Origin of the sequence: Micromonospora sp. RTGN7, from assembly GCF_033804645.1 — a bacterium.
Classification (GTDB): Bacteria; Actinomycetota; Actinomycetes; order Mycobacteriales; family Micromonosporaceae; genus Micromonospora.
On sequence record NZ_JAPZLF010000003.1, the window covers coordinates 246,422 to 261,878 of the forward strand.

At 72.1% G+C, this 15,457-nt stretch carries 1 protein-coding gene; it reads left to right on the plus strand.

Translation table 11 applies throughout. The annotated features are described in order from the left end of the window. Position 1: 1 nt before the first annotated feature. Entirely contained in the window at positions 2-15,451 is a 15,450-nt protein-coding gene (locus SNR22_RS06545; RefSeq protein ID WP_320065551.1) for a type I polyketide synthase, read from the plus strand. Positions 15,452-15,457 lie beyond the last annotated feature (6 nt).

Sequence of the window (15,457 nt, forward strand, 5' to 3'; positions counted from 1 at the left end):
CATGGTGCGTACCGACCTCATCAAGCCGTTGCCCGTCGTACTCCGGGAGAACGCGGCCCGCTTCCCCGACAAGGTGGCCTTCGAGGACGACCGGCGGGCGGTCACCTACGGGGACCTCGAAGCGCGAACGCGCAGGCTGGCCGGGCACCTGGCGAGCCTCGGCATCCGGCCCGGGGACCGGGTGGCCATCTGCCTGCGCAACACGGTCTCCGCGGTGGAGAGCTATCTCGCGATCGTGCGTGCGGGGGGCGTCGGGGTGCCGCTCAACCCCGCCTCGGTCCTCCCCGAGCTGGACTACCTGCTCTCCGACAGCGGCGCCACGGTGGTCATCACCGATGCCGCGCAGGCGGAGCGGCTCCAGTCTGCGCCGCACCTCACGCTGCTGGTGACGGGCGATGTCCCGGCGCGGGAGCGAGCCCACTCGTACGACGAACTCGCCGTCAGCGAACCGGACCAGCCCGCCAGGGACGACCTCGCCCTCGACGACGTGGCCTGGATGTTCTACACGTCGGGGACGACCGGCCGGCCCAAGGGCGTCCTGTCGACCCAGCGCAACTGCCTCTGGTCCGTTGCCTCGTGCTACGTGCCGATTCCCGGGCTGACCGACCAGGACCGGGTGCTCTGGCCCCTCCCGCTGTTCCACAGCCTCTCGCACATCGCGTGCGTTCTCTCCGTCACCGTTGTCGGCGCCACCGCCCGAATCATCGACGGGAGTTCCCCGGAGGACGTGATCAGGGCACTGCGTGAGGACGAGCCGACCTTCCTGGCCGGTGTTCCCACGACGTACCACCACCTCGTGACGGCCGCCCGGCAGAACGGTTTCTCCGCACCTCACCTGCGGATCGGCCTGGTCGGGGGAGCGGTCACCGGATCCGGGCTGCGCCGGGAGTTCGAGGAGATCTTCGGGGTCCCACTGGTCGATGCCTACGGCAGTACGGAGACGTGCGGGGCCATCACCATGAACCCGCCGGACGGCGCTCGGGTCGACGGGTCCTGCGGCCTTCCCGTGCCGGGAGTCGAGGTCCGCGTCGTCCACCCCACCACCGGACTCGATGTGCCCGTCGGCCAGGAGGGGGAGGTGTGGGTCAGCGGCCCGAACGTCATGGTCGGCTACCACAACAGCCCGGAGTCCACCGCCGCGGCGATGCGCGACGGCTGGTACCGGACCGGCGACCTGGCCCGGCGTGACGATGCCGGCTACTTCACCATCTGCGGCCGGATCAAGGAACTCATCATCCGTGGCGGGGAGAACATCCACCCCGCGGAGGTCGAGGCGGTCCTGCGCACCGTCCCGGGTGTCGCGGATGTGGCGGTGGCCGGCGTACCGCACGACACGCTCGGCGAAGTGCCGGTCGCGTACGTGCTGCCCGGCCCCGCCGGGTTCGACGCCACGACGCTGATCGACCGGTGCCGCGAGCAACTCTCCGCCTACAAGGTGCCGGAGCAGCTCCACGAGGTCGCGAGTGTTCCCCGGACCGCGTCGGGCAAGATCCAGCGGCGCCTCCTGGCGGACCAGCCGAGCCGTCTGGTGTACGCGGCGACCGAGCACCCCGATGCGCTGATGAGCGTCGACGAGCCTGACGCGGCCGTCAGGGCTGCTCTGACCGACCGGCTGTCCGGACTGGACGAGCGCGCGCAGTTGGCCCTACTGGAAGACCTGGTGCGGAGGCAGGCCGCCGTTGTGCTGCAGAAGCCGGGATCCGAGTCGATCCCGGCCGACCGCGCCTTCCGCGACCTGGGCTTCACCTCGATGGCCGTCGTCGAACTGCGCAACCGGCTGACGGCGAACACCGGGCTGCGGCTGCCCACCACCGTCGTCTTCGACCACCCCACCCCGGTGGCGCTGGCGGCCCACCTGCGGGCCGAGCTCCTCGGAACCCCCCGGCCGGTCGTCGAGCCGGTCATGGCGGCGGACCCCGGCGAACCGATCGCGATCGTGGGCATGGCCTGTCGGCTGCCCGGCGGGGTGGCGGGGCCCGACGATCTGTGGAAGCTGGTGGCCGGCGGCGTCGACGCCGTCTCCGACTTCCCCGACGACCGGGGCTGGGACCTGGGCCGCCTCTTCGACCCGGACCCTGAGCGCGCGGGTACCTCGTACACGAATCAGGGTGGTTTCCTGCGCGACGCCGCGCTCTTCGACGCGGGCCTCTTCGGGATCTCGCCCCGCGAGGCCCGGGCGATGGACCCGCAGCAGCGGCTGCTGCTCGAGACCTCGTGGGAGGCGCTGGAGCGGGCGGGAGTCAATCCGCTGTCGCTGAAGGGAACCGACGTCGGCGTCTTCTCCGGCGTCTTCGGTCACGGCTACGGGGTCGGCGTGGTCGCGCCGGAGCTGGAGGGCTTCGCGACCACCGGTTCGGCGTCGAGCGTGGCGTCTGGCCGGGTCTCCTACGTGCTCGGCCTGGAGGGGCCGGCCGTGACCGTGGACACGGCGTGTTCGTCGTCGTTGGTCGCGATGCATCTGGCCGCGCAGGCGCTGCGGCAGGGTGAGTGCTCGATGGCGCTGGCCGGCGGCGCGACGGTGATGGCCACGCCCGGGACCTTCGTGGAGTTCTCCCGGCAGCGGGCCCTCGCCCGCGACGGGCGGTGCAAGGCGTTCTCGTCGACGGCTGACGGGACGGGCTGGGCCGAGGGCGCGGCCGTGGTCGTGCTGGAGCGGCTGTCGGTCGCCCGGGAGCGCGGGCACCGGGTCCTGGCCGTGCTGCGGGGCAGTGCGGTCAACCAGGACGGTGCGTCGAACGGCCTGACGGCGCCGAACGGCTGGGCACAGCAGCGGGTGATCCGCCGGGCGCTCGCCGCCGCGGGTCTCACGCCTGCCGACGTGGACGTGGTCGAGGGACACGGCACGGGCACGGTGCTCGGTGACCCCATCGAGGCGCAGGCGTTGCTGGCGACGTATGGGCAGGGCCGTGATGCCGATCGGCCGTTGTGGTTGGGGTCGTTGAAGTCGAACATCGGGCACACGCAGGCGGCGGCGGGTGTGGCTGGTGTGATCAAAATGGTGCAGGCGCTGCGGCACAGAGTGTTGCCGGCGACGTTGCATGTGGACCTGCCCACGACGCAGGTGGACTGGTCGGTCGGTGCGGTCCAGGTGTTGACCGAGCCCCGGGACTGGTCGCGTAACGGTCGTCCACGTCGGGCGGGGGTGTCGTCGTTCGGCGCGAGCGGGACGAACGCGCACGTCATCCTGGAGGAGGCCCCAGAGGAACCCGCCGCCGAGGAGACGGTGCCTCCGGGTGCCGTGCCGCTGGTGGTGTCGGCGGGCACTGCCACGTCCCTCGCGGCGCAGGCGGGCCGGCTCGCGACGTTCCTTGGCGATGCCGCCGAGGTGCCGCTGGTCCAGGTGGCGGGTGCGTTGGTGTCGGGTCGGGCGGTGCTGGGTGAGCGGGCCGTGGTGGTGGCGGGCTCGGCCGACGAGGCGTCGGCCGGGCTGGGTGCGCTGGCTCGCGGGGAGACCGTGCCGGGCCTGGTGACCGGCTCGGGTGTGCCGGGCCGGGTCGTGTGGGTGTTCCCGGGCCAGGGCACGCAGTGGGTGGGAATGGGCCGGGAGTTGCTGGACTCCTCGCCGGTGTTCGCGGAGCGGATCGGGGAGTGTGCTGCCGCGTTGGGGCGGTGGATCGACTGGTCCCTTATGGATGTGCTGCGCGGGGACGCCGAGCCGGGGCTCTTGGAGCGGGTGGATGTGCTTCAGCCGGCGAGTTTCGCGGTGATGGTGGGTTTGGCGGCGGTGTGGGCGTCGGTGGGTGTGGTGCCGGATGCGGTGGTGGGTCATTCGCAGGGTGAGATCGCGGCGGCGTGTGTGGCTGGTGCGTTGTCGTTGGCGGACGCGGCGCGGGTGGTGGCGGTGCGCAGTCAGGCCATCGCGGTGACGTTGTCGGGTCGCGGTGGGATGGCGTCGGTGGCCCTCTCCGAGGGCGAGGCGGTGGAGCGGCTGACCCCGTGGGCGGGGCGGGTGGAGGTGGCGGCGGTGAACGGGCCGTCGTCGGTGGTGCTCGCCGGTGACGCGGAGGCGTTGGACGAGGCCCTGGACGTGTTGAGCGGCCAGGGGGTGCGGGTGCGGCGGGTGGCGGTGGACTACGCCTCGCACACCCGGCACGTGGAGGACCTTCGTGACGTGCTTGCGGAGTCTTTGGCGGGGGTCGACGCGCGGGCGCCGGAGGTGCCGTTCTACTCGACGGTCACCGGGGGGTGGGTCGGCGAGGCCGGTGTGGTGGACGGCGGGTACTGGTACCGGAACCTGCGGAGCCAGGTGGGTTTCGGGCCCGCGGTGGCGGATCTGGTTGCGCAGGGGCACGGCGTGTTCGTGGAGGTCAGCGCCCATCCGGTGCTGGTGCAGTCGATCGCCGAGGTCGGTGAGGTGGTGGCGACCGGGTCGCTGCGGCGCGCCGACGGCGGGCTGCGGCGGCTGCTGCTGTCGATGGCCGAGTTGTTCGTGCGGGGCGTAACCGTCGACTGGGCCGGGATGCTGCCGCCGGTCTCCGCACGGGTGGACCTGCCGACCTACGCCTTCGACCACCAGCACTACTGGCTCCAGCCCGCGCAGTCCGCTACGGATGCCGCGTCGCTGGGACAGGCGGCTGTCGATCACCCGTTGCTGGGCGCGATCGTCAGCCTGCCGAACTCGGCCGGATTCACGGCCACGTCGAGGTGGTCGCCGCAGTCGCAGCCCTGGCTCGTGGACCACCTTGTGGCCGATGCCGTCCTGGTGCCGAACGCGGCCCTGATCGAGGTGGCCATCCGGCTGGGGGACCTGGCCGACACCCCCACCCTCGACGAACTGACCGTCGAGGCACCCCTGGTGCTGCCACCGCGAGGCAGCCGCGACATCCAGGCCATCGTCGGCGAGCCCGGCGAGACCCGGCGGCGGTCCGTGGAAATCTACTCGCGCGCCACGGAGGCCCCGCTCGATGCACCCTGGACGCGTCACGCGTACGGCACGCTGGCCCCCACCGCCTCCCGGGCAACCCGTCCGGATGCCGGGGCCGCCACCGAAGTCAGCCTGGACGGCGTAGCCCTCCGCGACGCCGACCGCTACGGGATGCACCCCGCCCTGCTCGACGCCGCCGTCCGTACCGTCCTCCCCGCCGGCACGCTCGCGTCCAGGTGGGCCGGGGTGACCCTGCTGGCATCGGGCGCCACCGCACTGCACGTGCGACCGAGCGCGACGTCGGAGCGGGGGACCGGTCTGACGCTGACGGACGCCACCGGGCGACCCGTCATGACCGTCGACGCGGTCCTCGGCACACCGTTCTCTCCCGAACAGGCGGGGATCACCGGCGCGTTGCCGCACGACGCCCTGTTCCGCGTCGACTGGACGGCCTTGCCGCTACCCCCCGTGGACCGCGCCCTCGACGTCGTACCCGTCGCGACCGGCGAGGACGTGACCGCGTCGGCCGAGGCTGCTCCCGACGTCCTGCTGTACGAGGCCGTCGCCGGAGACCCCCGTGCGTCGGTCAGCGCCGCGCTGACCCTGCTCCAGGCCTGGCTCGCGGAACCAGCCCTGGCGGAGACCCGACTGGCTGTCGTCACCGGGGACTGCGCCAAACTTGACGCGGCCGCGGTGTGGGGCCTGGTGCGCTCGGCACAGTCGGAGCACCCGGGCCGGATCGTGCTGGCCGACCTCGACGACGCCTCCCGGTCCGTGCTGCCGGCCGTGCTGCTGAGCGGTGAACCACAGCTGAGGGTGCGCGATGGCGTCGCGACGGTGCCACGCCTGGCACGCGTCTCGCCCGACGTCGCGGGAGAGCGCCGTCCGCTCGACCCCGACGGCACCGTGCTGATCACCGGTGGCACGGGAACACTCGGTGCGACGACGGCCCGGCATCTCGTCACCACGCACGGCATCCGGCACCTGGTCCTGGTCAGCCGTCGCGGCCATGCCCCGGACCTCCACGACGAGCTGACCGCGATGGGGGCGTCGGTCACCGTCGCCGCCTGCGACACGGCAGACCGGGCCCAGCTCGAGGCCGTCCTGGCTGCCATTCCGGCCGAGCACCCGCTCACCGCCGTGGTGCACGCCGCCGGTGTCCTCGACGACGGGGTGCTCACCGAACTCAACCCGGAACGCGTCGACACCGTGCTGCGGCCGAAGGTGGACGCGGCGCTGCACCTGCATGAGCTCACCCAGGGCCTGGACCTCGCCGCGTTCGTGCTGTTCTCCTCCGCGGCGGGTGTGCTGGGCAACCCCGGGCAGGCCAACTACGCAGCGGCCAACGCCTGTCTCGACGCGCTCGCGCGACAGCGGCACCGCCTCGGCCTGCCCGCCGTCTCCCTCGCCTGGGGCTACTGGGCGGCGGCCAGCGCCATGACCCAGCACCTGGGCGCGGCGGACCTGCGCCGCAACCAGCGCACCGGCATGTCCGGCCTCTCCGCCACCGAGGGAATGGCGCTCCTGGACGCCACCCTGGGCGCCACCGACACATTCGTGGCGGCGAAGCTCGACGTGGCCACCCTGCGGCGGGCGGCAGCGGCCGGTGATCCGGTCCCGCCGCTGCTGCGTGGTCTGGCCCCGGCACCGCGACCGGTGGCCAGCGCCGCGTCCGGCTCCGCGTCGTTCGCCGAGCGCCTCGCCGGACTCGCCGGCGCCGAGCAGACCGAGGTCGTGCTCGACCTGGTGCTGCGGCACGCCGCCGAGGTTCTCGGACACGCCTCCGCAGCTGCCGTCCACCCGGGCCGGGCCTTCAAGGACGCCGGATTCGACTCGCTGACCGCGGTGGAACTGCGCAATCGGCTGGCCGCCGCGACCGGGCTCACCCTCTCCCCGGCGGTGATCTTCGACTACCCGAAGCCCTCGGCGCTCGCCGAGCACCTCCGCGCCGCGCTCCTCGGCGGCACGCCGCACCGTGCGGCCGGACCCGGTGCCCCCACCACGACGACCGACGAGCCGATCGCGATCGTGGCGATGGCGTGCCGCTTCCCCGCGGGCGTGCACAGCCCGGAGGACCTGTGGCGGGTGGTGGCCGACGAGGTCGACGCCGTCACCGAGTTCCCCGGCGACCGCGGCTGGGACACTGAGCGGCTCTACCACGAAGACCCCGACCACGCGGGCACCACCTACGTGCGCCACGGCGCCTTCCTCGACGACGCCGCCGGTTTCGACGCCGCCTTCTTCGGCATCTCACCGAACGAGGCGCTGGCGATGGACCCGCAGCAGCGGCTGCTGCTGGAGACATCATGGGAGGCGTTCGAACGGGCCGCGATCGACCCGACCACCCTGGCCGGGCAGGACGTCGGCGTCTTCGTCGGCGTCAACAGCCACGACTACAGCATGCGGACGCACCGGGCGTCCGGGGTCGAGGGCTTCCGCCTCACCGGCAGTTCCGGCAGCGTCATCTCCGGTCGCGTCGCCTACCACTTCGGCCTCGAGGGCCCGGCAATCACCATCGACACCGCCTGCTCCTCCTCGCTGGTGGCCCTGCACATGGCGGCGCAGGCGCTGAACCGGGGTGAGTGCACCATGGCGCTGGCCGGTGGCGTGATGGTGATGGGCACCGTCGAGACCTTCGTCGAGTTCTCTAGGCAGCGCGGACTGGCGCCCGACGGCCGGTGCAAGGCGTTCGCCGACGGCGCGGACGGCACCGGCTGGTCCGAGGGCGTGGGCGTGCTGCTGGTCGAGCGGCTGTCGGAGGCCCGCCGCCGGGGCCACCAGGTGCTGGCCGTGGTGCGCGGATCGGCGGTGAACTCCGACGGCGCGTCGAACGGGCTCACCGCACCGAACGGGCCATCACAGCAACGGGTGATCCGAAAGGCACTGGCCAACGCCGGGCTGAGCACGTCGGACGTGGACGCCGTGGAGGCACACGGAACGGGCACGACGCTGGGCGACCCGATCGAGGCGCAGGCGCTCCTGGCGACCTACGGGCAGGACCGATCCGCCGACCGGCCGCTGTGGCTGGGGTCGGTGAAGTCGAACATCGGGCACACCCAGGCCGCAGCGGGCGTCGCGGGCGTGATCAAAATGGTCATGGCCATGCGGCACGGCCGCCTTCCGCGGACGCTGCATGTGGACCGTCCGTCGGCCGGGGTGGACTGGTCGGCGGGGGCCGTGACACTGCTGACCGAGGCTCGCGACTGGCCGGAGACCGGCCAGCCCCGCCGGGCCGGGGTGTCGTCCTTCGGCATCGGCGGCACCAACGCGCACGTCGTCCTCGAGGCGGCCCCCGATCGTCCGTTGACCACCCCACCGGTGCCGGAGCCGACCGGCTTCCCGGTGCCGGTGCCGGTGCCGGTGTCGGCGCGGACGCCCGCCGGGCTGCGTGGCCAGGCAGGCCGCCTCGCCCGGTTCATCGATGACCGGCACGACGTGCGCCTCGCCGACGCCGCCTACGCCCTCGCCACCACGCGCGCCCAACTCGACCACCGCGCGGTCGTCCTCGCGTCCGGCCGGCGACAGCTCGGTGCCGATCTCCGTGCTATCGAGCGGGGTGCGGCAGGTCCCACGGTGGTCTCCGGCACCCCGGTCACGGGCAAGCTGGCCATCCTCTTCACCGGTCAGGGCAGTCAGTGGGCGGGCATGGGACGCGAGCTCGCCGAGACGTTCCCGGTCTTCCGCGACGCGTTCGCCGCCGCGTGCACCGCCGTGGAACAGCACCTCGACAGGCGTACGGCACGCCCGCTGCGCGACGTGGTGTTCGCGCCCGACAGTGAACTGCTCGACCAGACCAGGTACACGCAGGGCGCGCTGTTCGCCCTGGAGACCGCGCTGTACCGGCTCGTCGAGTCCTGGGGCGTGCGCCCCGACCTCCTCGCGGGCCACTCGGTCGGGGAGATCACCGCCGCACACGTCGCCGGGGTGCTGGAGCTCGAAGAGGCGGCCAAGCTGGTCGCCGCGCGCGGCCGGTTGATGCAGGACCTGCCCGCAGGCGGCGCGATGGTCGCCGTCCAGGCGACCGAGGCCGACGTCGCGCCCCTGCTCGCCCAGTCCGAAGGCGTGGTCTGCGTGGCGGCGGTGAACGGCCCTGACTCGGTGGTGCTCTCCGGCGACTCCGACGCCGTGCTCGCCATCGCCGGTGAACTGGCGGGCCGCGGCCGCAAGACGCGGCGGCTGGCGGTCAGCCACGCCTTCCACTCGCCGCTCATGGCCCCCATGCTCGACGAGTTCCGCGCTGTCGTGGCGGAACTGTCGTTCCAGCCGGGCGTCCTCCCCATCGTTTCCACGCTGACCGGCGCCGTCGCCGAGGAGGGGCAACTCGGCACTCCCGGCTACTGGGTCGACCAGGCACGGCACGCGGTCAGATTCAGCGACGCCGTCACCTCGCTGAGCGCGCACGGCGCGACGACGTTTCTGGAGCTGGGCCCGGGCGGGTCCCTCGCCGCGATGGCGCTGGAGGTGCTCGGCGTGCCCGAGCAGAGCTGCCTCGCCGCGCTGCGCAGGGATGGCGCGGAAGCCACCGACGTGGTGGCTGCAGTCGCGGGACTACACGTGCGGGGCGTGGCCGTCGACTGGGCGGCCCTGCTCGCCCGGCGGGCCGCCGTGGCGGATACCGACCTGCCCACGTACGCGTTCCAGCACCACCGGTACTGGGTCGAGACCGACGAGACCGCCACGGGCGGCGCGGAGGCACTCGGTGCCACCAGTGCCCGGCACCCGCTGCTCGGCACCGTGATCGACGTGCCGGGCACCGGCGGACTCCTGCTCACCGGCCGCCTGTTGCCCCGCAGCCCGGGTCTGCTCCCCGGCGGCATCACCCGGGTCCCGGCCGCCGCGCTCCTGGAGATGCTTGCCAAGGCGGGCAACGAGGTCGGCTGCGGGCGCCTCGAGCAGGTCGTCGTCGAGGCACCCCTCACCGTGCCGGAGCACGGGCACACGCAGGTGCGGGTAACGGTGGACGCTCCCGGCCCGGACGGGCGCCGTCGGGCGGTTGTCCACGGCAGACTCGCCGACGCGGCGCGCGCCTCGTGGACGTGCCAGGCCCGAGCGGTGCTGGTACCCGGCATGCCGCCGCCGACCTTCGACCTTCGGGACTGGCCGCAGCCCGACGGGCAGACCCTCGCGGAGGTCGCCCTCCCCGCCGAACTGGCCGAGCAGGCCGCCGCGTTCACCCTCCACCCGGTGCTCGTCGACGCCGCACTGCGGGTCCTGGCGGGCGACGACCACCGCGACCTCTCCGCCTGCGCGGGTATGACGGTGTACGCCGAAGGCGCCGCCGCGCTGCGGCTGCGGATCACGCCGACGCCGGACGGCCGTCACCTGCTGGAGCTGGCGGACACGGCAGGCGAACCCGTCGCGGTCATCGGCCCGGTCACCCTGGCCGCCCCCGCCGTCGAGGTGGTACAGCCTGACATCGAGGCGCAGTCAGTGCCGCTCACCCGGCGCGTGGTGCCGGCCGATGACGCGGCAGGCAACACACTCCTGGACCGGCTGACCGGGCTGGCCCACGCCGAGCAGCTCCGTGCCGTGATGGGGCTGGTCCAGGAGAGCACCGCGGTCGTGCTCGGCCATCACGAGTCGGACGGAATCGACGAGGAACAGTCCTTCAGGAGCCTCGGATTCGACTCGCTGAGCGCGGTCAAGCTCCGAAACCGCCTGCGCGACTTCACCGGGGTGAACCTGCCCAGCACCCTGGTCTTTGACTATCCGACCCCCGCCCTACTTACCGCCCACCTGCGGGCCGAGCTGCTCGGCGATCGACCGGCGGAGCCCGTGGCGACGGTGTCGGCCGCCGCCTCCGACGAGCCGATCGCGATCGTCGCGATGAGCACTCGGCTGCCCGGTGGCGTCGACAGTCCCGAGGATCTGTGGAACCTGTTGCTGGAGCAGCGGGACGCGGTGTCCGGCTTCCCGCTCGACCGCGGCTGGGATGTCGAGGGGCTGTACCACCCGGACCCGGACAACCCGGGCACGAGCTACACCCGCTCGGGCGGGTTCCTGTACGACGCCGCGCAGTTCGACGCCAAGCTCTTCGGGATCTCGCCGCGCGAGGCGCTGGCCATGGACCCGCAGCAGCGGTTGCTGCTCGAGACGTCCTGGGAGGCGCTCGAACGGGCGGGCCTCGACCCGCTGTCGGTCAAGGGCCGTGACATCGGTGTCTTCACCGGAATCGTCCACCACGACTACGTGACCCGGCTCCACCAGGTGCCTGACGAAGTCCAGGGCTATCTGATGACCGGCACGGCGTCGAGCGTGGCGTCGGGGCGGGTGTCGTATGTGTTCGGTCTGGAGGGGCCGGCGGTCACGGTGGACACGGCGTGTTCGTCGTCGTTGGTGGCGATGCATCTGGCCGCGCAGGCGTTGCGGCAGGGTGAGTGCTCGATGGCGCTGGCCGGCGGCGCGACGGTGATGGCCAGTCCGGACGCCTTCGTGGAGTTCGCCCGGCAGCGGGGCCTGTCCGCCGACGGGCGCTGCAAGGCCTACGCGGAGGGCGCCGACGGCACCGGCTGGGCCGAGGGCGTCGGTGTGGTGCTGATGGAACGGCTCTCGGTGGCGCGCGAGCTCGGGCACCCGGTGCTGGCTCTGTTGCGTGGTTCAGCGGTGAACCAGGATGGTGCGTCGAACGGCCTGACGGCGCCGAATGGACCGTCACAGCAACGGTTGATTCGCAGCGCGTTGGCGAACTGCGGCCTCTCGCCCGCCGACGTCGACGTCGTGGAGGGGCATGGCACGGGTACGGCTCTGGGTGATCCGATCGAGGCGCAGGCTCTGTTGGCCACGTATGGGCGGGGTCGGGATGCTGAGCGGCCGTTGTGGTTGGGGTCGTTGAAGTCGAACATCGGGCATACGCAGGCGGCTGCGGGTGTGGCCGGTGTGATCAAGATGGTGCAGGCGCTGCGGCACGGTGTCCTTCCGGCGACCCTGCACGTGGAAGCGCCCACGACCGAGGTCGACTGGTCGGCCGGCGCGGTCCGGGTGCTGACCAAGGCCCGGGACTGGCCGCGCAACGGACGTCCGCGTCGGGCCGGCGTCTCCTCGTTCGGTGCCAGCGGGACGAACGCGCATCTGATCCTGGAGGAAGCGCCCGTCGAGGAGGCTCAGCCTGTCTTGACGCAGGAGCAGCCGGCCGGTGTGGTGCCGTTGGTGGTGTCGGCGGGGACCGCCGGTTCGCTGGCAGGACAGGCCGGTCGGCTGGTGGCCTTGATCAGGAGTTCCGGTGCGGCACCACTCGCCGCGGTGGCCGGTGCGCTGCTGTCGGATCGGGCGGTGCTGGGTGAGCGGGCCGTGGTGGTTGCGGGTTCCGGCGAGGAGGCGGTGGCGGGTCTGGGTGGTTTGGTGCGGGGCGAGAGCGTTTCTGGTCTGGTGACCGGTGGCGTGGATGTGTTGGGGAAGTTGGTGTGGGTGTTTCCGGGTCAGGGTTCGCAGTGGGTGGGGATGGGTCGGGAGTTGTTGGATTCGTCTCCGGTTTTTGCGGGGCGGATTGCGGAGTGTGCGGTGGCGTTGGGGCCGTGGGTGGATTGGTCGTTGGTGGATGTGTTGCGTGGTGATGTGGAGTCGGGGTTTTTGGATCGGGTTGATGTTTTGCAGCCGGCGTGTTTTGCGGTGATGGTGGGTTTGGCGGCGGTGTGGTTGTCGGTGGGTGTGGTGCCGGATGCGGTGGTGGGTCATTCGCAGGGTGAGATTGCGGCGGCGTGTGTGGCGGGTGCGTTGTCGTTGGAGGATGCGGCGCGGGTGGTGGCGGTGCGGAGTCGGGCGATTGCGGTGGGGTTGTCGGGTCGGGGTGGGATGGCGTCGGTGGCGTTGGGTGAGGGTGATGTGGTGGCGGCGTTGGTGCCGTGGGTGGGGCGGGTGGAGGTGGCTGCGGTTAATGGGCCGTCGTCGGTGGTGGTTGCCGGTGATGGTGGGGCGTTGGATGAGGTGTTGGAGGTGTTGTCGGGTCGGGGTGTTCGGGTGCGGCGGGTGGCGGTGGATTATGCGTCGCATACTCGGCATGTTGAGGGTATTCGGGATGTGTTGGGTGAGGCGTTGGCGGGGGTTACCGGGTTGGCGCCGGTGGTGCCGTTTTATTCGACGGTCACGGGTGAGTGGGTTGTGGATGCTGGTGTGGTGGATGGCGGGTATTGGTATCGGAATTTGCGTTCTCGGGTGGGTTTTGGTGCTGCGGTGGCGGATTTGGTGGCGGGTGGGTACGGCGTGTTTGTGGAGGTTAGTGCTCATCCGGTGTTGGTGCAGTCGGTTGCTGAGTTTGGTGATGTGGTGGTGGTGGGGTCGTTGCGGCGTGGTGATGGTGGGTTGCGGCGGTTGTTGACGTCGATGGCGGAGTTGTTTGTTCGTGGTGTGGGGGTGGATTGGGCGGGGGTGTTGCCGCGGGTGTCGGGACGGGTGGACCTGCCGACGTACGCCTTCGACCACCAGCACTACTGGCTGCACGAGGCCGACGCGACCAACGACACCGCCGAACCGGTCGAAGGTGCGGACTCCGACTTCTGGGCCGCCGTCGAGCACGCCGACTTGGACTCCCTCGCCGAGCTGCTCGAAATGGCGTCGACCGACCAGCGCAGCGCCCTGAACACCGTCGTTCCCGTGCTGGCGGACTGGCGGGAGAAGCGCCGCGAGAGGTCGACCGCGGAGAAGCTGCGCTACCACGTGACCTGGCAGCCGCTCGAACGTGAAGCCGCCGGCGTTCCCGGTGGACGCTGGCTCGTCGTCGTGCCGTCGACGCAGCGAGACGACGCCCTCCTCGCCGAGCTGGCCGAACAGGGACTCGGCATGGTCCTGCTGGAGATCGGCGCACAGGACCGCACCCGGGAACGGATCGCCGAACGGCTGACCGACGTCCTGGCCGACCACGACCTGACCGGCGTGCTGTCCCTACTCGCCCTGGACCAGCAGACGCAGAACCCCACCGTTGTCGCGGCGACGACGCTCGCGCTCGTCCAGGCCCTGGGCGACAACAACGCCACCCCACCGTTGTGGTGCGTGACCCGTGGTGCGGTGAACATCGGCATCCAGGACGCCCTCACCGCACCGGCCCAGGCATCAGTGTGGGGTCTCGGCCGGGCCGTCGCGCTGGAGCGCCCCGACCGGTGGGGGGGTCTGGTCGACCTGCCCGCGACGAGCGACCCACGTACGGCCCAGTACCTGCTCGGAGTGCTCAACGGTGCCGCCGGTGAGGACCAGCTCGCGGTGCGGCGGTCGGGCGTCTACAGCAGGCGACTGGTCCGCAAACCCGCCCCGGAGGAGCCAGCGGGCGAGCGCCGTTGGCTGCCCCGGGGCACGGTCCTGGTGACCGGCGGTGCCGAAGGGCTCGGCCGGCACGTCGCGGTCTGGCTCGCGCTCGCGGGCGTCGACCGGCTCATCATCACCACCACCGCGCGCGCACCCGACCAGAGCGTGCCGCAACTGCGTGCCGAACTGGCCCGGCTCGGTGTCGGCACCGTGGTGGAGTCCTGCGCCGACGGTGATCGGAGCGCGATCGCCGGACTGGTTTCCGCGACGACCCCGCAGCAGCCGCTCACGGCCGTCGTGCACGCCGTCGACATCACGCAGACCAGCTCCGTCGACGACACCGGCGAGCGTGACCTCGCCGAGGTGTTCGCGGCCAAGGTGGACACCGCGGTGTGGCTCGACGAGCTGTTCGAGGAGACGCCGCTCGACGCCTTCGTCGTGTTCTCGTCGATCGCGGGCGTGTGGGGTGGTGGTGGTCAGGGCCCCTCCGGCGCGGCGAACGCCGTCCTCGACGCCCTCGTCGAGTGGCGCCGGGCCAGGGGCCTCCGTGCGACGTCGATCGGGTGGGGAGCGCTGGACCAGATCGGCGTGGGCATGGACGAGGCCGCGCTCGCCCAACTCCGCCGCCGCGGTGTCCTCCCGATGGCACCCCCGTTGGCGGTGGCCGCGATGGTGCAGGCGGTGCGGGGCAACGAGAAGTTCGTCTCCGTGGTCGACATGGACTGGGCCTCCTTCATCCCCGCCTTCACCTCGGTCCGCCCCAGCCCACTCTTCGCCGACCTGCCCGAGGCGAAGGCGGCACTGGCGGCGTCGCAGCCCGACGGCGAGAACGGCGACACCGCCGCGTCGCTTGCGGACTCCCTGCGGGCGGTCTCCGACAGCGAGCAGAACCGCATCCTGCTCCGGCTGGTCCGCGGCCACGCCTCGACGGTCCTCGGCCACGGCAGCGCGGACGGCATCGGCCCACGCCAGGCGTTCCAGGAGGTCGGCTTCGACTCGTTGGCCGCCGTCAACCTCCGCAACAGTCTGCACGCGGCCACGGGGCTACGCCTGCCCGCGACGCTGATCTTCGACTACCCCACGCCGGAGGCGCTGGTCGGCTACCTGCGCGCCGAACTCCTCCGGGAACCCGATGACGACCTGGCGGGCCGGGAGGAGAACCTGCGGCGAGTCCTCGCGTCCGTGCCGATCGCCCGGTTCAGGGAGGCGGGCGTGTTGGAGACCCTGCTGGGCCTGGCAGACGCGGACGTGGCAGCGCCGGACGAGCAGGCGCCTGCGGCGACGAACGACGTGGAGCTGATCGACGCACTGGACATCGCAGGTCTCGTGCAACGTGCTCTCGGCAGGACGAGCTGACCACCG